19 protein-coding genes are annotated in these 18,475 nt (G+C 68.8%); 10 read left to right on the plus strand and 9 right to left on the minus strand.

Going from position 1 to position 18,475, the window contains the following annotated elements:
- Window positions 1-34 precede the first annotated feature (34 nt).
- The 3 genes from efeB to efeU are packed head-to-tail and all read right to left on the minus strand — an operon-like array spanning window position 35 to window position 4,179.
- Window positions 35-1,315 carry an iron uptake transporter deferrochelatase/peroxidase subunit gene (gene efeB / locus VGC18_RS03100; protein ID WP_331094117.1) on the minus strand — a complete coding sequence of 427 codons (1,281 nt, stop codon included), beginning with the start codon at window positions 1,313-1,315 and terminating at the stop codon, window positions 35-37.
- A gap of 19 nt (window positions 1,316-1,334) precedes the next feature.
- Window positions 1,335-2,564 carry an iron uptake system protein EfeO gene (gene efeO / locus VGC18_RS03105; protein ID WP_331094119.1) on the minus strand — a complete coding sequence of 410 codons (1,230 nt, stop codon included), beginning with the start codon at window positions 2,562-2,564 and terminating at the stop codon, window positions 1,335-1,337.
- A complete protein-coding gene (gene efeU / locus VGC18_RS03110; protein ID WP_331094121.1) occupies window positions 2,551-4,179 on the minus strand; it encodes an iron uptake transporter permease EfeU in 1,629 nt (542 codons plus the stop codon). Before efeU ends, efeO begins: the two co-directional genes overlap by 14 nt.
- 84 nt (window positions 4,180-4,263) lie before the next feature.
- Here efeU and VGC18_RS03115 point away from each other — a divergent pair, with 84 nt between their 5' ends.
- Genes VGC18_RS03115 through VGC18_RS03130 form a run of 4 tightly spaced genes read left to right on the plus strand, consistent with a single transcriptional unit; the run spans window position 4,264 to window position 8,246 of the window.
- The gene (locus VGC18_RS03115; protein ID WP_331094123.1) at window positions 4,264-5,448 is read left to right on the plus strand and encodes a PIG-L family deacetylase; all 1,185 of its coding nucleotides are present in this window, start codon (window positions 4,264-4,266) and stop codon (window positions 5,446-5,448) included.
- Entirely contained in the window at window positions 5,445-5,765 is a 321-nt protein-coding gene (gene fdxA / locus VGC18_RS03120; protein ID WP_331094125.1) for a ferredoxin, read from the plus strand. Before VGC18_RS03115 ends, fdxA begins: the two co-directional genes overlap by 4 nt.
- Window positions 5,766-6,938: a succinyldiaminopimelate transaminase gene (dapC, locus tag VGC18_RS03125; RefSeq protein WP_331094127.1), complete on the plus strand. Its 1,173-nt coding sequence runs from the start codon at window positions 5,766-5,768 to the stop codon at window positions 6,936-6,938.
- 9 nt (window positions 6,939-6,947) lie between these two features.
- Window positions 6,948-8,246 carry a citrate synthase gene (locus VGC18_RS03130; protein ID WP_331094129.1) on the plus strand — a complete coding sequence of 433 codons (1,299 nt, stop codon included), beginning with the start codon at window positions 6,948-6,950 and terminating at the stop codon, window positions 8,244-8,246.
- A gap of 34 nt (window positions 8,247-8,280) precedes the next feature.
- On the opposite strand, the gene dapD is transcribed toward VGC18_RS03130, so the two are convergent.
- Complete coding sequence (dapD, locus tag VGC18_RS03135) at window positions 8,281-9,219, minus strand: 2,3,4,5-tetrahydropyridine-2,6-dicarboxylate N-succinyltransferase (RefSeq protein WP_331094131.1); 939 nt, start codon at window positions 9,217-9,219, stop codon at window positions 8,281-8,283.
- 55 nt (window positions 9,220-9,274) lie between these two features.
- On the opposite strand from dapD, the gene dapE reads away from it, so the two are divergent.
- The 3 genes from dapE (at window position 9,275) to VGC18_RS03150 (ending at window position 11,831) form a co-directional block, all read left to right on the plus strand.
- A complete protein-coding gene (gene dapE, locus VGC18_RS03140) occupies window positions 9,275-10,372 on the plus strand; it encodes a succinyl-diaminopimelate desuccinylase (RefSeq protein ID WP_331094133.1) in 1,098 nt (365 codons plus the stop codon).
- Window positions 10,354-11,565, plus strand: a complete 1,212-nt coding sequence (locus VGC18_RS03145; protein WP_331094135.1) for a hypothetical protein — start codon at window positions 10,354-10,356, stop codon at window positions 11,563-11,565. The genes dapE and VGC18_RS03145 overlap by 19 nt, the downstream gene beginning before the upstream one ends.
- An 89-nt stretch (window positions 11,566-11,654) precedes the next feature.
- The gene (locus VGC18_RS03150) at window positions 11,655-11,831 is read left to right on the plus strand and encodes a DUF3117 domain-containing protein (RefSeq protein WP_331094137.1); all 177 of its coding nucleotides are present in this window, start codon (window positions 11,655-11,657) and stop codon (window positions 11,829-11,831) included.
- Between the two features lie 2 nt (window positions 11,832-11,833).
- On the opposite strand, the gene VGC18_RS03155 is transcribed toward VGC18_RS03150, so the two are convergent.
- Complete coding sequence (locus VGC18_RS03155; RefSeq protein WP_331094139.1) at window positions 11,834-12,481, minus strand: O-methyltransferase; 648 nt, start codon at window positions 12,479-12,481, stop codon at window positions 11,834-11,836.
- Between the two features lie 128 nt (window positions 12,482-12,609).
- Here VGC18_RS03155 and VGC18_RS03160 point away from each other — a divergent pair, with 128 nt between their 5' ends.
- The gene (locus VGC18_RS03160) at window positions 12,610-12,963 is read left to right on the plus strand and encodes a Sec-independent protein translocase TatB (RefSeq protein WP_331094141.1); all 354 of its coding nucleotides are present in this window, start codon (window positions 12,610-12,612) and stop codon (window positions 12,961-12,963) included.
- Window positions 12,964-12,997: 34 nt separating this feature from the next.
- Here the strand turns inward: VGC18_RS03160 and VGC18_RS03165 are convergent, their stop codons facing one another.
- The 4 genes from VGC18_RS03165 to VGC18_RS03180 form a co-directional block, all read right to left on the minus strand.
- On the minus strand, window positions 12,998-13,912 hold the full coding sequence (locus VGC18_RS03165; protein WP_331094143.1) for a LysR family transcriptional regulator: 915 nt from the start codon (window positions 13,910-13,912) through the stop codon (window positions 12,998-13,000).
- Between the two features lie 360 nt (window positions 13,913-14,272).
- Window positions 14,273-15,409, minus strand: coding sequence for an Mrp/NBP35 family ATP-binding protein (locus tag VGC18_RS03170; RefSeq protein ID WP_331094146.1), 1,137 nt, complete (start codon window positions 15,407-15,409; stop codon window positions 14,273-14,275).
- The gene (locus VGC18_RS03175) at window positions 15,406-15,912 is read right to left on the minus strand and encodes a DUF1003 domain-containing protein (RefSeq protein ID WP_331094148.1); all 507 of its coding nucleotides are present in this window, start codon (window positions 15,910-15,912) and stop codon (window positions 15,406-15,408) included. Before VGC18_RS03175 ends, VGC18_RS03170 begins: the two co-directional genes overlap by 4 nt.
- Complete coding sequence (locus VGC18_RS03180) at window positions 15,896-17,215, minus strand: magnesium transporter MgtE N-terminal domain-containing protein (RefSeq protein WP_331094150.1); 1,320 nt, start codon at window positions 17,213-17,215, stop codon at window positions 15,896-15,898. The genes VGC18_RS03175 and VGC18_RS03180 overlap by 17 nt, the downstream gene beginning before the upstream one ends.
- Before the next feature lie 46 nt (window positions 17,216-17,261).
- Here VGC18_RS03180 and VGC18_RS03185 point away from each other — a divergent pair, with 46 nt between their 5' ends.
- Both VGC18_RS03185 and VGC18_RS03190 read left to right on the plus strand, forming a co-directional pair.
- The gene (locus VGC18_RS03185; RefSeq protein WP_331094152.1) at window positions 17,262-17,759 is read left to right on the plus strand and encodes a general stress protein; all 498 of its coding nucleotides are present in this window, start codon (window positions 17,262-17,264) and stop codon (window positions 17,757-17,759) included.
- A gap of 173 nt (window positions 17,760-17,932) precedes the next feature.
- On the plus strand, window positions 17,933-18,475 hold a 543-nt coding region (locus VGC18_RS03190; protein ID WP_331094154.1), incomplete at its 3' end, for an ABC transporter substrate-binding protein.

Here is an 18,475-nt window from a genome sequence, read left to right on the forward strand (position 1 = left end):
CTGGAACCGGACGCCGGATGCGGGCAGGGCCGGCTCAGGAGAACAGTCGTTCGCCGATGTAGCCGCCACGTTTCGGCGCGGGTGGCACGGCGAACAGGGCCGAGCCGATGTGCGAGATGTACTCGTTCAGCCGATCGACCGAGCCGAGCTTCGTCTGCAGCCTGACGAAGTGCTCCGGGTCGTTCATGTAGGCGATGAACAGCAGGCCGGCATCGAGCTGGGCGAACTGGTCGAGGCCGTCGGTGTAGTTGTAGCCGCGCCTCAGGATCTTGACCCCGCCGTTGTTCTCGTGCGCGGCCAGGGCGATGTGCGACGTCGGCGGGATGACCGGCGAGCCGCCCTTCTCCGCCCCGAAGTCCGGTGTGTCGTGCTCGACCCGACCGCTGAGCGGCGCGCCCTCGTTCTTGGTGCGGCCGAAGACGGCCTGTTGGTCGTGCACGGCATCGGCGTCCCAGATCTCGATGTTCATCTGGATCTTGCGCACGACCTGATAGCTGCCGCCGCGCATCCAGGCGGGTCCGTCGTCGACCCAGACGAACTTCCTGTACTCCTCCGGCGTCGAGATGTTGCGGGTCCCGTCCTTGAAGCCCATGAGGTTGCGGGGCGTCTTCTGGTGGGGACCGGCGGATGCCCGCCCGAACCCCATGACCGTCCAGCGGGTCGTCGCGGTGCCCCTGGCCATTCTGGCCAGGTCGCGGATGGCGTGGTAGGCCACCTGCGGATCGTCCGCGCAGGCCTGCAAGCCGAGCTCGCCGCCCGTCGTCGCCGCGGCGAGCTGATCGCTCGGCAGCGTCGGCAGCGCCCTGAGCTTCGGGGGGCGTTTGGCAGCGAGACCGAATCGGGCGTCGAAGAGATCCGGGCCGAGGCCGAGGGTCACCGTGAGCCCGCTCGGGCCGAGATCGAGGGCCTCCCCGGTGTCTCCGGCGACGGCATCGGTGCGGGCGGGTTCCACCTGCCCGATCGTCTGTCCCGCCATGAGCTGGGCGATGGATGCCGACCAGCGCGCCAGCAGCACCTGCAGGTCGGTCGCGGTCGTCCCAGCGGCCATGTCGAAGGCCATGAACATGGAGTAGCGCTGCGGAGGCGTCTCGATGCCCGCCTGGTGGAGTCCCGTGTAGAACGGGTACTGCAGGGCGGAGTCGGAGTCGTCCTGGGCGATCGCCCTGCCGGCGAGCAGGCCGCCTCCGCCGCCCAGCACGGCTCCGCCGACGACACCGCCGGCGGTGCCGAGGAACAGGCCGCGACGGCTGATGCCGCGGGGACGGTCGCCCGTCGCCGCGGCATCGGCCGGTTCTGCCGGTGGTTCGGCCGTCATGAGCGGTGAGCGCGGAGGATCATCGGGCCGTCGCGACCTTCTCGGCGATCTTCGACAGCGGGTCCTGCAGCGCCTGGACCGCCTGGCTGAGCGTCCCCGCGTCGGTCGCCCGCAGCTCCGGGGTGTAGGTCACGTATCCGCCGGCCGCGGACGGGTCCTGGTACTTCTCGAGCAGGGTGGCGACGGCGGCGAACTGGGTGTTGACGGTCTTCGTCAGGTCGGGGTCGATCTTCTTCATGCCCGGCTCCAGGAAGGCGAAGGCCTGCTTGGCGCCCTCGACGTTCGCGGCGAAGTCGATCAGGTCGAGGTGGCTGAACGCCTCCTCCTCGCCCTTGATCTTCTCCGACTGCACCTCCTCCAGCAGGCCGGCGGCGCCGTTGGCGAGGTCCTCCGGCTTGTAGGTCAGCTTCTCGGCGAGGGCGTTGAGCTTGCCGACGTTCGACGTGAGCTCGGCCGCCAGCTGCTTCGTGCCGTCGGTGATCGCGCCGGTGCCGTAGAGATCGCGTTCCACGGCATGGAATCCGTGCCAGCCGACCGCGTCGTCCAGGTTGGATGCGCGCATGTCGATGAGGTAGTCGAGGTTGCCCGCGTTGTCGGTGGCCTTGAAGCCCGGCAGGACGAAGCCGTCGACATCGGACTCGATGCGCTCGTAGAACGGCCTGGCCAGGGCGTAGGCCGCCTTGGCCTTGGCGAGGTCCCCGCTGTCCACGGCGGTCTGCAGGTTGTCCACGGCGGTCGTCATGTTGGTCAGCACCCCGGCGACGTACGTGGCGTATCCGGTGGTTCCCTGCTTGAGCAGGCCCTGCACACCGCCCTTCGGCGCGGCCGCGGCCTTGCCCGTCACCGTGAAGGCCGTCGTCTCCTTCTCGGCACCGGGGCAGTAGATCTGATACCTGCCGCCGCCGAGCGTGCTCGTGAAGCTCACCGCGCCGAGGCCAGGAGCGAGGTTCTCCTTCTCGCCGAGGATGCGCCCGGCGCTGAGGAGCTCGACCTCCGTGATCGCGGTGGAGGTCTTGTTGGTGATGGTGAAGGTCACCGGCCCGGCCTTCGCCGTGGTGGTGCTGAGATCGCAGCTGTCGCCGGAGCCGCCGGCGTTCAGCGTGATGGCCACCTGCGAGGCCGCGGAGGAGGTGGCCGTGCCACCGGGGGAGTCGGTCGACCCGGTGGAGGAGCAGCCGGCGAGGGCGGCGGTCACGGCGGTGGCGACCGCGATGACGGTGAAGACCGTGGTCTTTCTAGCGGGGGACATAGCTATCATTCCTCGTTTCGTGGGCGGTGCGGGAGAGAGGTGCTGGACGGGTCGGGTCGGCCGTATGCGAGGCGCGCACGGCCCAGGCCTCCGGGTCGCCGATCCGTGAGCGGCGCAGGCCGCCCCTGAGCGCGGAGATCGCGAGGGCGAGCGCGGCGATGGCGAGGGCGATCGGCAGGTAGAGCTTCCAGAGCAGCCGCTCCTGCGACTCGGACTGCGCGGCGAGTGCCCGGTCGGTCACCGTCGTCACGGTGGCCTGGCTGGCGGCCCAGCCGTTCGCCGGAAGCGAGACCGTCCGGGGGGTGTCGAGGCCGCCACCGGCGATCGTGAGGATCGCCGACGAGGTCGAGGTCGCGTCCAGGATGCCGTCCCCGACCGTCCAGACGGTGGCCGTCGACCTCGTCGTCGTCGTCACCTGGAACGGTCCAGGGCTCTGCTGGAGGCTCATCCCGATCGGCAGCGAGCCGCCGTTGAGGGCCACGAGGTCGTCGAGCGTGACCGTCGACCTCCCGGTGGTCGTGGCCGGTGGCAGGCGATGCTCGATCGCGGCGATGCCGTCGACCGTTGCCTGCAGCGTGCGGCTGGCCACGGCATCGGTCGTCGTGCCGTCGGCTTCGACGGCGAAGCGGCGGGGAGCGGCCTGCGGATCCAGGACGGCGACCGCACCGATCGTCCGACCCGCGGCATCCGCGATCGGCATCCGTCTCACCCCGGAGACGTCGGCGCCGGTTGGTACCGCGAGCCCCAGCACCGCGGCGATGACGACGAGGCCGCCGGCGATCGCCCACTTGAGCCTCGGCACGGTCGCGGCGGACGGCCGATGGGAGGCCGGCCAGAACACGATCGTCAGGACGATGACGAGATAGCTGCCCCACCCGAGCGCCTCGATCACGCGAGGGTCCGCGGGGATGCCGAGCACGCCGGTGACGAGTGCCGACTGGATGGAGCCGTTCGGTGCGAGCCAGGAGAGGTCGACGGTCCGCTGCTGGCCGACATTGAGCCACCCCGCCTCGTGAGCCGTTCGCAGGGCGGTGAGGACGAGACCGGCCGCGACGAAGACGAGGAAGACGCCGGTGATCCGGAAGAACCGGCCGAGGTTGATCCGGACGCCGCCGTGGTAGATCCCGATCCCGATGCCGACGGCGATGAGGATGCCGAGCGCCGCGCCGCCGATGGCCGCCGCGACGCTCGTCGACGACTGGAAGGTCGCGAGCAGGAAGACCGAGGTCTCGAATCCCTCCTTGAGCACGGCGAGGAAGGCCATGACGGCGAGCGCGCCCGCCGTGCCCTCCCCGAGGGCGGCGGTGGCCGAGGACTCGATCTCGCGCTTCAGGCCGGAGGCGTGGGTGTTCATCCACACGATCATCCCGGTGACGAAGGCGACCGCGACGGCGCCGATGATCGTCTCCAGCCCCTCCTGCTGCGCCTGGGGAAGCGCCAGCGAGACGGCCTCGAGCACGGCGCCGACGCCGATGCTCAGCAGCACGGCGGTGATGACACCGATCCACATCGCCCGGAGCGAGCGCCCGTTGCGCCGCAGGAAGGCCGCGAGAATCCCGACGATGAGCGCCGCCTCGAGACCTTCACGCAGGCCGATCACCAGGGTTGCGAGCACGGAATCATTTCGTGAGAGGGACGGGGATTGGTAAGGCTTACCTTACTCACGAGACTCTAGCTGGCACGGCCTATCCTGTGCAATGTGCAACTGAATCCCAGCGCAGCCGAGTCTGTCCTCTTCGTGCATGCTCATCCCGACGACGAAAGCATCTCCACCGGGGGGACGATCGCCCTCCTGGTCGACCGTGGTGCGTCCGTCACCGTCGTCACCTGCACCCGCGGAGAGCTGGGAGAGGTCATCCCCGAAGGGCTCCGGCGGCTCCAGGGCGACCCCGCCGGCCTCGCCGCTCATCGCGAGGGCGAGCTCGCGGATGCCCTCCAGGCCCTCGGTGTGTCCGATCACCGTTTCCTGGGTGCGGCCGGCGCCCGTGCCGCCGGCCTGCCGCCCCGGCGCTACACGGACTCCGGCATGAGATGGGGAGCCCACGGCGCGGAGGCGCTGGACAGGCTCGGCGAGGACTCGCTGAGCGCCGCGCCCCTCGGCGAGGTCGTCGCGGACCTTCTCACCGTGATCGAGGACGTCCGGCCGACCGCCGTGGTGAGCTACGACGCCGCCGGCGGCTACGGGCATCCCGATCACGTGCGTGCCCAGGAGGCGAGCCGCAGGGCCGCTGAGGCCGCCGGCCTGCCCTTCTACGCGATCGAACCGGCCCCGGCGGCGGGACAGCTCGAGATCGACGTGTCGTCGGTCGTCGGCAGGAAGACGGATGCGCTCCGAGCGCACCGCACGCAGGTGACGGTCGACGGGAGCAGCTTCGCCCTGTCGAGCGGCCCGCGCCGTCCGATCGAGACCGTCGAGCGGTTCCGTCGAGAACGGGGTGTTGTCCAGGACCCCCTGGTCTGGAGGGATCAGGGCCTCGGCCTGCACCTGCTGGTCTGGATCCTCGCGCTGGTCGCCGGCGGCGCGATCGGTGCCATCTCCGCCGTCGACCATCAGTACGCCTGGACGGTCTTCGGCGCCGCTGTACCGATCGGCGCCATCGTCTCGCTGGCCATCATCGCCGCGCTGCTGGCCGGGCTGCGGCTGATCTTCGGCGGTCGCGCGGTGACCACCCTGGCCGCCCTCGGCATCCTCGTGGTCATCGGCCTGCTGTCCACGGCGAGCGATGGCGGGTCGGTCCTGATCCCCGCCAACCTCGCCGGATATCTGCTCACCTACGGGTCGGTCGTCATCACCCTCGTCGCGCTCGCCTGGCCGAAGGCCGGCACCTTCTCCCGGGATAAGATTGTTCCCAGGCCAGAACCGAAGGGAACGCCCTCACCGTGACTTATGTCATCGCCCTCCCGTGTGTGGATGTCAAAGACCGTGCGTGCATCGACGAGTGTCCGGTCGATTGCATCTACGAGGGGGAGCGCTCGCTCTACATCCACCCGGATGAATGCGTCGACTGCGGAGCCTGCGAGCCGGTGTGCCCGGTCGAGGCCATTTACTACGAGGACGACGTCCCCGAGCAGTGGGCCGACTACTACAAGGCCAACGTCGAGTTCTTCGACGACCTCGGCTCCCCTGGCGGAGCCGCGAAGGTCGGTGTCATCCACAAGGACCACCCCCTCATCGCCGCCCTGCCACCCCAGGGCGCCTGAGTGCCGCTGCGACTGCCCGACTACCCTTGGGACTCGCTGGAGCCGTATGCGGCGACCGCGAGGTCGTATCCGGGCGGGATCGTCGACCTCTCCGTCGGCTCGCCGGTCGACCCGACCCCCGCGATCATCCGCGACTCCCTCGCCGCCGCCACGGATGCGCACGCCTACCCGCTGACGGTCGGCACGCCGGCCCTCCGCGAGGCCATCGTCTCCTGGTTCGCGCGTCGCCGCGGGGTGGGAGATCTCGGGATCCCCAACGTGCTCCCCACGATCGGCTCGAAGGAGTTCATCGCCGGCCTCGCGCTGTGGCTGGGGCTCGGGCCCGGGGACATCGTGGTGCAGCCGAGGCTCGCCTATCCCACCTACGCGGTCGGCGCGGCGCTCGTCGGCGCCACCGTCGTCTCGAGCGACGATCCGGAGGAGTGGCCGGAGGGGACCAGACTCGTCTGGATCAACAGCCCGGGAAACCCCAACGGGCGCATCCTCGGGATCGACGGGCTGAAGGCCGCCGTCACCAGGGCCCGCGAGCTCGGCGCCGTCATCGTGAGCGACGAATGCTACGCGGAGCTGGGCTGGACGCCCGACTACGAGGGGCCGGACGGTGCGCATCTGGCGACGCCGAGCATCCTCGACCCGCGGGTGATCGACGGCGATCGCAGCTCGGTCCTCTGCGTCTACTCGCTGAGCAAGCAGTCCAACCTGGCCGGTTACCGGGCCGGTTTCGTCGCCGGCTGCAGCGAGCTCATCGCCGAGCTCCTGGCCGTCCGCAAGCACCTCGGCACCCTTCCGCCGGCTCCCATCCAGGCCGCCATGGTGACGGCCCTCGGCGACGACACCCACGTGCGCGCTCAGCGCGAGCGATATCGTGATCGTCGATCGAGGCTCGCGCCGGCGCTCGAGGCGGCGGGCTTCGCCATCGACGACAGCGAGGGCGGCCTCTACCTCTGGGCGAGCGAGGGCACGGATGCCTGGAAGACGGTCGCCGAGCTGGCTGACCTCGGCATCCTGGTGGCGCCGGGGACCTTCTACGGCGAGGACCCCTCCCATCACGTGCGCATCGCCATCACGGCGACCGACGAGGCCATCGGGCTGGCCGTGGAGCGTTTGGAGGCTTTGGCCAAACAACGTGCCGGATCGTTAGCGGATGCGGCGAGCGAAGCTTCCGCCACGTAGGCTATGTGAGTGGACAACGCTGCTGACGACAAGACCGAAAAGGCAACGCTGCACTTCCCGGGAGGGAGTGCGGAGTTCCCGATCCTGAAGAGCGTCGACGGCGCATCGAGCATCGACATCTCGACGTTCACCAAACAGACCGGCTATACGACCTTCGATCAGGGGTTCGTCAACACCGCGGCGACGAAGAGCGCGATCACCTACATCGACGGTGACAAGGGCATCCTGCGGTATCGCGGTTACGCCATCGAGGACCTCGCGGCGCACTCCACCTACCTCGAGGTCGCCTGGCTGCTCATCCACGGAGAGCTGCCGAGCGCCTCCGAGCTCGACGAGTTCGAGCGCCGGGTGCGCAGGCACACCCTGCTGCACGAGGACCTCCGGCGGCTGTTCGACGCTCTTCCCCACGACGCGCATCCTATGTCGGTGCTGTCGAGCGCGGTCTCGGCGCTGTCGACCTACTACGAGGACTCGATCAGCGTCCGCGACCCGGAGCACACCGAGCTCAACTCCATCCGACTGCTCTCCAAGCTTCCCGTCATCGCCGCCTACGCCCACAAGAAGAGCCTCGGCCAGGCGTTCCTCTATCCGGACAACACCCTCAGCTTCACCGACAACTTCCTCAAGCTGAACTTCGGCACCATGGCGGAGCCGTACGAGGTGAACCCGGTGGTCAGCAAGGCCCTCGAGCGGCTGCTCATCCTGCACGAGGACCACGAGCAGAACGCCTCGACCTCGGCCGTGCGCATGGTCGGCTCCACGGAGGCGAACATGTTCGCCTCCGTCTCGGCCGGGATCAACGCCCTCTACGGCCCGCTCCACGGCGGAGCCAACGAGGCGGTGCTCAAGATGCTCAGCGAGATCAAGGATTCGGGCGAGAGCGTTCAGCGATTCGTCGAGCGGGTCAAGAACAAGGAGGACGGCATCCGCCTGATGGGCTTCGGCCACCGGGTGTACAAGAACTTCGATCCCCGCGCCAAGCTCGTCAAGGAGAGCGCCGACGAGGTGCTCGAGGCCCTCGGCGTGCAGGACGATCTGCTCGACATCGCCAAGGAGCTCGAGGAGGTGGCGCTCGCCGACGACTACTTCATCGAGCGCAAGCTCTACCCCAACGTCGACTTCTATACCGGCGTCATCTACAAGGCGATGGGCTTCCCGCCGCGCATGTTCACCGTGCTCTTCGCGATCGGGCGTCTTCCCGGCTGGATCGCCCACTGGCGCGAGATGAACGACGATCCGGCGACGCGCATCGGCCGTCCGCAGCAGCTCTACGTCGGCTCGCCCCGGCGCGATTGGCCGGCCCGCTGAGCGCTCCGCTCAGACCGGCGTGCGGACGTCCGGTTCAGGCGTGCAGGGCCGCGTTGAGCTCGATGCCCGTGCCGGACCTGGCCAGCACCTCGACCGCCCCGGTGACCGAGTTGCGGCGGAACAGCAGCCCGGCAACGCCGGACAGCTCCACGGCCTTGACGGTGCGCGGCTCCGCCTCGCCGACCACCACCACCTTCGTGCCCGCCGTCACGTAGAGCCCCGCCTCGACCACGGAGTCGTCCCCGATCGAGATGCCGATGCCGGAGTTCGCGCCGAGCAGGGCTCGACGGCCGACCTCCACCCGCTGGGTCCCGCCGCCGGAGAGCGTGCCCATGATGGATGCGCCGCCTCCGACATCCGATCCGTCGCCGATCACGACGCCCTGGGAGACCCGGCCCTCGATCATCGAGACGCCGAGCGTTCCGGCGTTGTAGTTGACGAAGCCCTCGTGCATGACCGTCGTCCCGGGGGAGAGATGCGCCCCCAGGCGCACCCGAGAGGCATCGGCGATGCGCACCCGCGCGGGCGACACGTAATCGATCAGCCGCGGGAATCTGTCGATGCCGTGAGCGGCGATGCCGTGCCGTTGCAGTGCGGGGCGCAGCCGCTCGAAGTCCTCGGGATGCACCGGGCCGGCATTCGTCCAGACGACGACGGGCAGCTGCGCGAAGATGCCGTCGAGGTTCACGGTGTTGGGAGCGACGAGCAGATGGCTGAGCAGATGCAGCCGGAGATAGGCGTCCGGGGTGGTGGCCGGCGCGGCATCCAGGTCGATCTCCACGGTCACGAAGTCGATGTGCACGGCGCGGCGCTCGTCGGCGCCGATCAGCTCCTCCAGCTCCGCCGGGGCGATGTACGGGTCGCGGCCGGCGGGAAGACCGCCGAGCGACGGTGAGGGAAACCAGGTGTCGAGTACCGTGCCGTTGTCGGCGATCGTGGCGAGCCCGTAACCCCAGGCCATGCGTTCAGTCATGCCTCAAGGTTAGCGACGCGAACGACCCCATTCCGGCTCTCGGTAAACTGACCGCATGCCCGTCGTCGATCCGACCCCGCCCGCGCTCGACCTCGGAGCCTCGTCGATCGAGCTCACGCGGCAGCTCTGCGACATCGAATCGGTGTCCGGGAACGAGCACACGATAGCCGACACGATTGAGGCCGCCCTCGCCGAGCTCGAGCACCTGGAGGTCGTCAGGGACGGGGACACCGTCGTCGCCCGCACCGCACTCGGGCGCGCGGAACGGGTCGTGATCGCCGGTCACATCGACACCGTGCCGCTCAACGGCAACCTGCCGAGCCGGTTCGAGACGATTCAGGGGCAGGAGTATCTCTGGGGGCGCGGCACGGTGGACATGAAGGCCGGTGTCGCCGTGCAGCTCAAGCTCGCCGCCGAGCTCGTCGCCCCCGTCGTCGATCTGACCTGGATCTGGTACGACCACGAGGAGGTCTCCTCCGAGCTGAACGGCCTCGGACGGGTCGCAAGGAACCATCCGGAACTGCTCGACGGCGACTTCGCGATCCTCGGCGAGCCGACCGCCTCGGCGATCGAGGGCGGCTGCAACGGGACCATGCGGGCCGTCCTGCGCACCGTCGGCGTGCGCGCGCACTCGGCCAGGGCATGGGTCGGCCACAACGCCATCCACGACGCCGCGCCGATCCTGGCGATCCTCGCCGCCTATCGGCCACGGGAGGTCGAGGTCGACGGCCTGGTCTATCGAGAAGGGCTCAACGCCGTCGCCATCGAGGGAGGGGTTGCGGGCAACGTCATCCCCGACGAATGTCTCGTGACCGTCAACTACCGATTCGCACCGAGCCGCAGCGCGGCGGAGGCGGAGCAGCATCTCCGGGAGCTGTTCGCCGGTTTCGAGCTCACGGTGACGGACAGCGCGGAGGGCGCGCGTCCGGGGTTGAATGCCCGTCTCGCCCGTGACTTCCTCTCGGCCGTGGGCGGAGAGGCCAGGCCCAAGTACGGCTGGACCGATGTCGCCCGCTTCTCCGCGCTCGGCATCCCGGCGGTGAACTACGGGCCGGGAGACCCGCTGAAGGCGCACGCCGACGACGAGCGGGTCGCGGTCGAGCAGATCCTCGACTGCGAGCGCGGACTGCGGGCGTGGCTCACCGCCTCCTGATCCCGGCCGTCGTGCGCTACCGGTTGGCGCCATGGTGGCTGCGGGTCCTGCTCATCTGGGTCGTCTCGCGCGGCATCACCACCGGTCTCCTGCTGCTGTTCGCCGGCTGGCAGGAGCAGAACCCCTGGACGGGCAGGCATCCCGGCTACCTCGCCTTCTCTCAGCTCTGGGACAGCACCTGGTACCACATCGTGGCTGCGAGCGGCTACCCGGCGGCCCTCCCGCTCACCTCGGACGGTCACGTCGGGGAGAACGCCTGGGCCTTCCTTCCCGGCTACCCGATGCTCGTCCGTTTCCTCATGGTGGTGACCGGCCTGCCGTGGGTGCCGGTGTCGCTCTTCGTCTCGGTGGTCTTCTCGCTCGCCTCCGCGCTGCTGTTCTACCGGCTCATGCGCCTGTCGCTGCCGCCAGGGACGTCGCTGTTCGCGGTGGTGCTGTTCTGCGTCGCCCCGCTCTCGCCGATCATGCAGGTCTCCTACGCGGAGTCGATGTTCGTGTTCTTCCTGACCCTCGCGCTGTACCTGCTCCTGCGGCGGCGATACGCGCTGCTCTTCCCCGTCGTCGTCGTCCTGGCGCTCACCCGCCCGAGCGGACTGGCCTTCGCCCTCGCGCTCGGCCTGCACGTCGTCCATCGCTGGTGGACGAGGGCACACGATCCCTTCCCCCTCGCCGACCGCCTGCTGTCGGTCGCCCTGACCGTCTTCAGCCTCGCCATGGGGTTCGCGTGGCCGGTCATCGCGTGGGCCGTCACGGGCTCGCCCAGCGCGTACACCGACACCGAGCTGGCCTGGCGCTCCACCTACATCGGCTATCGGGGGCTGCTGCCGTTCGCCTCCTGGGTCCAGGGCGCCCGGTTCTGGGGAGGGCAGTGGGGCATCGGCGGTCTCGGCCTGGTGCTGCTCGGTGTCGTCGTCGCCGGTTTCTTCGCCTGGCTGTTCACGCGGCGGGTCCGTCGGCTCGGCACGGACCTGCGCCTCTGGTCGGCCAGCTACGCCGTGTATCTGCTGGCCGTCTTCTTCCCGCAGTCCAGCACCTTCCGCCTGCTCGTGCCGTTCTTCCCGTTGCTGGGAGCAGTGGCGCAGCCGACGTCCCGGATCTACCGGGGCTCGGTCGTGCTGCTCTTCATCGCCGGCCAGTTCGGATGGCTGTACATCTGCTGGTGGGTCAACGGATACGACTGGACTCCGCCGTGAGCCGTTCCCCGGCCACGCGGATGCCCCCGTTTTCGGGATACAGCCAAGGTACGGGATAATGGGAGTTATTCCACGAAAGGGGATTACTCATGGCAGCCATGAAGCCGAGGACCGGAGACGGGCCGATGGAGGCTGTTAAAGAGGGACGTCTCATCATCGTGCGTGTGCCTCTCGAGGGCGGCGGGCGTCTGGTCGTCTCCGTCAACGATGCCGAGGCGAAGGAGCTCCACGACGCTCTCGCCGGCGTCGTCGCCCCCGCGAACTGAGCTCAGCGATCCGTCTCCGGCTCCGCGATCTTCGTCAGGAGCAACAGCCCGTCACCGACCGGTGAGAGCGAGCTGATGACGGCGTCGGATGCGGCGACCTCCTTGAGCAGGGAACGGAAGCCCCTGACCGTGTCGTCCCGTTTGGTCGGGTCGGCCACTCGGCCGCGCCACAGTGCGTGGGCGACGATCACGGTTCCTCCCGGACGCACGAGCCGGAGGCCGTGTTCCACGTACTGGATCACGGAGAGCGGCTCGGCGTCGACGAGCACGATGTCGTAGGACTGCTCGTTCATCCGCGGAAGCACGTCGGCGGCGCGGTCGGTGATCAGCCGGACCTGCTTGGCCGGCACGCCGAGCTCGGCGAAGGACTTGCGCGCGGACTGCTGATAGTCCAGCTCGAAATCGATGGAGGTCAGCGTCGCCTGCGGCGCGCCCACGAAGAACCAGAGGCCGCTGACCCCGAGCCCCGTGCCGATCTCGATGATGCTGGTGGCGGCGGCCGCTGCGGCGAGCACCGCCAGCTGGGCCCCCATCGCCGGGCTGACCGGTTCGACGCCGAGCTCGATCGAATGGTGCCTCGCCTGGACGATCTCCGCCCGTTCGACGACGAACTCCTCGGCGAACTTCCAGCTCGACTCTTTGCCTGCCACTCACGCTCCTTGTTCAGAGACAAGATTAGGGTGCGTCCCGTTCCGCGCGGATCGGGCGCGCCGCCCGCGGGCCGCGGTCGGCTCGAAAACCGGGCCTCGCCCGATGGGGGAGGAGTTAGTCTGGGCATATGTTCGGCCCCAGTCTCGACAAGTTCCTCGTCATCGGGGTGATCGCCGTCTTCCTGCTGGGACCGGAACGGCTGCCGCACTACGCCGCCCAGCTCGCCCGTCTCGTTCGGAACGTCCGGCAGATGGCGGACGGCGCCAAGGACAGGCTGCGCGACGAGATGGGACCGGACTTCGACGAGGTCGACTGGAAGAAGCTCGATCCGCGGCAGTACGATCCTCGCCGCATCATCCGTGAGGCCCTCGTCGAGGACACCGTCGAGCCTGTCCCCGTCGTCCGCCCGAGCGCATCGGCGAGCGCGCGCAGGCGCAAGGCCGAGAGCGGGCCGGCCCCGTTCGACACCGAGGCCACGTAGACCGCCCGCGATGTTATCGCGAGCACTCCGACGGTCAGGCGGAGTGCTGGGCCGCGACCCTCGCCGCCTCGGTGCGCAGGGCCTCGACGACCAGCCGAACCGACGGCCGTTCCGCCCGGTCCGGTCGCATCAGTGCCCAGATCTGACGCACCGCACGGACCCCGGACAGCGGCCGGGTCACCAGCCCGTTCTCGTGGTCCCTGGTCGTGTACCGCGGGAGGATGGCGACGCCGTGACCGGCGGCGACGAGCGACTCGACGATCCCGTTGTCGAGGAACCGCTGCCCGATCGTCGCGGGCACCCCGGTGATCGCCTCGAGCTGGCGGAGGATCCGGTCGTAGGGGAATCCGAGGGGGACGCCGATCCAGGTCACCTCGGTGAGATCTCGCGCGGACAGGCTCGTCTTCGCGGCGAGCGGATGACCCTCCGGCAGGGCGATGTCGAGCGGCTCCTCCATGAGCTTGACCACGGCGAGGCCGCGTTCCCGCCAGGAGGGGAGCATGCCGGGGGAATCGGCGACGACGATGTCGAAGTCCGGCGTGAGGTCGGCGAAGTCCGGCGTCAGCGGGTCCTGGTCGGTGGCGGTCAGCACGAGTCCCGGCATGTCGTGGACGGCGGTCAGCAGCCCGGGGAGCAGCATCTGGCCCCCGGTGGGGAAGATGGTGAGGGTGACCTCGCCGCTCGGCGCCTGTTTGAAGTCCGCCCACAGCGCATCGGCCCGCTCGAGGGCGATCGCGACATCCGTCGCCGTCTGGGCGAGCATCCGCCCGGCTCCGGTCAGCACGATGCCCCGGCCGGACCGCTCGGTGAGTGGGACGCCGGCCTCCCGTTCGAGCACCTTCAGCTGCTGGGAGACCGCAGAAACGGTGCGCCGGCCCGCCTTCGCGACGGCGGTGATGCTTCCCCGTTCCGCGAGCTCGCGGAGCAGCTCGAGACGGCGCACATCCATAAAGAAAGTCTACACAATCAGGCAAGAACTATTTGATTGTGCTAAAGCCACGGAGGGCTTTGACTGGTGTCATATCCACCTGAATACTCCCGAGGTCATCATGCCCAGCATCATCGTTTCCGCCGTCATCGCCGCCGTCGCGGTCTGGGGCGTTCTCGCCAGCATCGTCGTCATCAAGAACGACGGCTACGGTCGCATTCCGACCCACCGCTAGGCCCCCCTTCGACTCCTGCCCGGAGTCCATGCAGCCAGCCGGCTGGACTCGCGTGTCTGCCGCACGCCCCCGGCGTTTCCTCCACGGCTCATGGATTTCGGGTAGTGAAACCTTCGCTCTCGCGTTGTTCTGCGGAACGCCGATGGTCAGCGGACGCTGACTCCGAGCTTGCGCCCGGCGAGACCACGTCGCCGCGAGACCAGTCCATCGGCGACGGTCGACAGGGCGAGGGCCGCTGGATCCGACGGCGACGACAGCACGATCGGTGTGCCCGCGTCGCCGCTGATCCTCGTCTGAAGGCTGATCGGGATCGAGGCGAGCACCGGGACGGGCTCGTCCTGTCCGCGTGAGAGCCGCGCGGCGACCTCCGCGCCGCCGCCGCTGCCGAAGATCTCCAGCAGGGACCCGTCGTCCTGCAGCGCCCCCGACATGTTCTCGATCACGCCGATGACCTTCTGGCCCATCTGTCTGGCCACCAACCCGCTGCGCTCGGCGACCTCCGCCGCCGCCGGCTGGGGGGTCGTCACGACGATGACCTCCGCCTGGGGCAGTAGTTGCCCAAGGGAGAGGGCGATGTCGCCGGTGCCGGGCGGCAGATCGAGCAGCAGCACGTCGAGGTCGCCGAAGAAGACGTCGGAGAGGAACTGCTGGATGGTGCGGTGCAGGATCGGCCCGCGCCAGGAGACGGCCGCGTTCCCGTCCACGAACATCCCGATCGAGATGACCTTCACGCCGTGGCCGATCGGCGGCAGGATCATCTGATCCACCTGTGTCGGCTTCGCGCCCTCCAACCCGAGGATGCCGGGAATCGAGAACCCGAACACGTCGGCGTCGACGATGCCGACGGACAGCCCCCGTTCCGCGAGGGCGACGGCCAGGTTGGCGGCGATCGTCGACTTGCCGACACCGCCCTTGCCGCTGGTGATCGCGTAGACGCGCGTCAGCGAGTCGGGGCCGAACTGCAGCGTCCTCGCCCGGCCGCCGCGGAGCGTCTCGGTGAGCGCGGCACGCTCGTCCTTCGTCATCACCGTGACCTCGACGAGGACGGAGTTGATGCCGTCCACGGACGCCGCGGCCTCGCGGACGTCGCGCTCGATCGTGTCGGCCGCCGGGCATCCGACGATCGTCAGCTTGAGCGCGACGGTCGCCTTTCCCGCCTCGTCGACCGTCACTCCGCCGATCATGCCGAGCTCGGTGATCGGTCTGCGGATCTCCGGGTCGATGACCCCTGCCAGAGCCGCGAGCACCTCGGCCGATCGGGTCCCGTGTCCCGCGCCGGTCACCCGGCGCCCTCCGGATCCTTCTCCTTCTCCAGCTCCTCGAGCAGGGCGCGCAGCTCGGCCCTGATGAAGTCCTTGCTCGCGAGATCGCGCACGGCCAGCCGCAGCGCGACCACCTCCCTGGCGAGGTACTCCGTGTCGGCGAGGTTGCGCTCCGCCCGCTGGCGGTCCTGCTCGAACTGCACCCGGTCGCGGTCGTCCTGGCGGTTCTGGGCGAGCAGGATGAGCGGGGCGGCGTAGGAGGCCTGGAGCGAGAGGATGAGCGTCAGCAGCGTGTAGTTGAGGCGGCGCGGATCGAACTGGGCCATCTCGGGCGCCCAGGTGTTGTAGGCCAGCCAGAGCACAACGAAGACGCTCATGCCCACCAGGAAGCCGGAGGTGCCCATCGCCCGCGCAAAGCTCTCGGAGAAGCGTCCTACCCGGTCCTTGTTGCCACCGAGACGGAAGACGAAGGGTGTGCGAAGCCCCTTCGGGGAGTCGAGTCCGGTCTCAGAGCGACGTGCCATTGAGGTTCCTCCTTCCTGCTGGTGCGATTACGGGGATGGTGCTGGTGTCAGCGAGGGGCGTCGTGGACTGCTCCTCGTCGTGACTTCGCCAGTCGTCGGGCAGCAGATAGTCGAGAACATCGTCAATGGTCACCACCCCGACCAATCGGTGGTTGTCATCGACAACCGGTAGGGAGACGAGGTTGTAGCTGGCCAGGGTGCGCGCGACCTCTGCGGCGGAGGCGCTCGCCTTCACCGGCTCGAGCTTCTGGTCGAGCAGGGTGCCGAGGCGCTCCATGGGCGGGTAGCGGAGCATCCGCTGGAAGTGGACCATACCGAGGAACCGTCCGGTCGGCGGCTCGTACGGCGGCAGGGTGACGCAGACGGCCGCACCGAGAGCGGGGGCCAGCTCGTGCCTGCGGATGAGCGCGAGGCCCTCCGCGACCGTCGCGTCGGCGGACACGATGATCGGCTCGGTCGTCATGAGGCCGCCGGCGGTGTCCGGCGCGTAGAGCAGGAGCATGCGGACGTCGTCCGCCTCCTCCGGCTGCATCAGGTCGAGCAGGGCCTCGCCGCGCTCGTCGGAGAGCTGGGCGATGAGGTCGGCCGCGTCGTCGGGCTGCATCTGGTCGAGGACGTCGGCCGCCCTGTCGTCGTCGAGGTGGCCGAGGATGTCCACCTGCTCGCTCTCCGGCATCTCCTCGAGCACGTCGGCGAGGCGCTCGTCGCTCATCTCCTCCGCGACCTCGAGCATCCGCTGCTCCGGGAGGTCGAGCAGGGCGTTCGCGAGGTCGGCGGGCAGCAGGTCCTCGTAGGTGGCCAGCAGCTGGGTCGCCGACTGCGCGCCCCCGGTCGAGCGCTCGCGCACATCCGACCACTTGGCGAAGATGGTGGCGCCCTTGGCGAACGGGGATGCGCTCGTCTTCGGCCGGCGGAGGAAGAGCTCGCTGACCGCCCACTCTCCCGGGCCGCTCTCCTCGATGGCGACGTCTTCGATCGTCGCGGTGCCGCTCTTGTCGACCAGCGTCACCTGGCGTCCGAGCATCTCGGCGATGACCCGAACCTCGCCCCCGCGCTGTTCGAAGCGGCGCAGGTTGATGAGCCCGGTCGTGATGATCTGCCCTGATCCGATGCTGGTGACCCTGCCGATCGACAGGAAGACACGGCGCTTGCCGGGCACCTCGACGATGAGGCCGACAACCCGCGGCGGCTCCTTGTGCCGATAGACGACGAGCACGTCGCGCACGCGCCCGACCTTGTCGCCCGCGGGGTCGAAAACGGAGCACCCGGCCAGTCGGGCGACGAAAACTCTCGTGGCGCTCACAGAACTAACTTAGACCTTCACCCCGGGCGCGGAGGATAATGGCGAAATGACCAATCAAGGCCCCATGGGCGCCCGTGCCCGACTCGTCCCGACCCTGCCGAAGGGCGACGTGCTCGGCACCTACGACACCTATTTCGAGGCGCAGGCGGTCGTCGACCGGCTTGCCAAGGCGGACTTCGAGGTGAAGCAGGTCTCGATCGTCGGAAGTGACCTCAAGACCGTCGAGCGGGTCACCGGCAAGCTCACCTACGGCAGGGCCGCGGGAGCGGGAGCGGCCAGCGGCGCCTGGTTCGGTCTCTTCCTCGGCGTGCTGCTGACCTTCAGCAGCTCGAGCTCCGTCGTGCAGTACGTCTTCGCGGCCATCATCATCGGCGCGGGCTTCGGGGCCCTGTTCGGCATCGCGGCCACCGCGATCAACCGACGCACCCGGGACTTCACCTCGACCCATCAGGTGCTCGCGAGCAAGTACGAGGTCATCATCGATCCGCAGCTCACGATGAAGGCCCAGGACGTCCTGGCGCGCCCGGACTCCGGCCGCAACTAGGGCTCACCTGGCCGCCGTTCGGCATCGAGATCCATTCGAAACGCGGCTCGTCTTGACATTGTGCGGTGAACGTCCTTACAGTGTTCCACAAGCCATGAGAGCGCTCTCACGGTTGACCGAGAGAGCGCTCTCACGGATTATCACAACAGTCCACGCACACAAAGGAGTTTCCCGTGTACTTTTCTCGACGCAAGAAATTGGCGGTGGCCATCGTCGGCGCCGCCTCGATCGCCCTGCTGGCAGCCGGGTGTAGCAGCGGAGGCGGCAGCGACAGCTCGAACGGCAAGACGACCCTCACCTACTGGGCCAGCAACCAGGGGACCAGCATCGCGAACGACAAGGAGGTCCTGACCCCCCTGCTGAAGAAGTTCGAGAAGCAGTCCGGCATCAAGGTCAACCTCGAGGTCGTCGGCTGGAACAACCTGCAGACCAGGATCAACACCGCCGTCACCTCCGGTGTCGGGCCTGACGTCGTCAACATCGGCAACACCTGGGCGCCGTACCTTTCGGCGACCGGCGCGTTCCTGCCCTACGACTCCACGAACATGAAGGCGATCGGCGGCAGCGACAAGTTCGTCGCCACCGCGCTGTCGACCGGTGGTGAGGAAGGCAAGACCGTCACCTCCGTTCCGCTGTACGGACTCGCCTACGGCCTGTACTACAACAAGAAGATGTTCTCCGACGCGGGTCTGACCGCTCCCACCACCTGGGAGGAG

Source organism: Lacisediminihabitans sp., from assembly GCF_036404185.1.
Taxonomy (GTDB): domain Bacteria; phylum Actinomycetota; class Actinomycetes; order Actinomycetales; family Microbacteriaceae; genus Lacisediminihabitans.

What these genes read in the sequence shown, in the direction of transcription:
- VGC18_RS03150 (WP_331094137.1), top strand. Translation starts at nt 11,655, where the DNA reads ATGGCAGCCATGAAGCCGAGGACCGGAGACGGGCCGATGGAGGCTGTT.
- VGC18_RS03165 (WP_331094143.1), bottom strand. Translation starts at nt 13,912, where the DNA reads ATGGATGTGCGCCGTCTCGAGCTGCTCCGCGAGCTCGCGGAACGGGGA.
- VGC18_RS03160 (WP_331094141.1), top strand. Translation starts at nt 12,610, where the DNA reads ATGTTCGGCCCCAGTCTCGACAAGTTCCTCGTCATCGGGGTGATCGCC.
- efeB (WP_331094117.1), bottom strand. Translation starts at nt 1,315, where the DNA reads ATGACGGCCGAACCACCGGCAGAACCGGCCGATGCCGCGGCGACGGGC.
- VGC18_RS03175 (WP_331094148.1), bottom strand. Translation starts at nt 15,912, where the DNA reads ATGGCACGTCGCTCTGAGACCGGACTCGACTCCCCGAAGGGGCTTCGC.
- VGC18_RS03185 (WP_331094152.1), top strand. Translation starts at nt 17,262, where the DNA reads ATGACCAATCAAGGCCCCATGGGCGCCCGTGCCCGACTCGTCCCGACC.
- dapE (WP_331094133.1), top strand. Translation starts at nt 9,275, where the DNA reads ATGCCCGTCGTCGATCCGACCCCGCCCGCGCTCGACCTCGGAGCCTCG.
- efeO (WP_331094119.1), bottom strand. Translation starts at nt 2,564, where the DNA reads ATGTCCCCCGCTAGAAAGACCACGGTCTTCACCGTCATCGCGGTCGCC.
- dapD (WP_331094131.1), bottom strand. Translation starts at nt 9,219, where the DNA reads ATGACTGAACGCATGGCCTGGGGTTACGGGCTCGCCACGATCGCCGAC.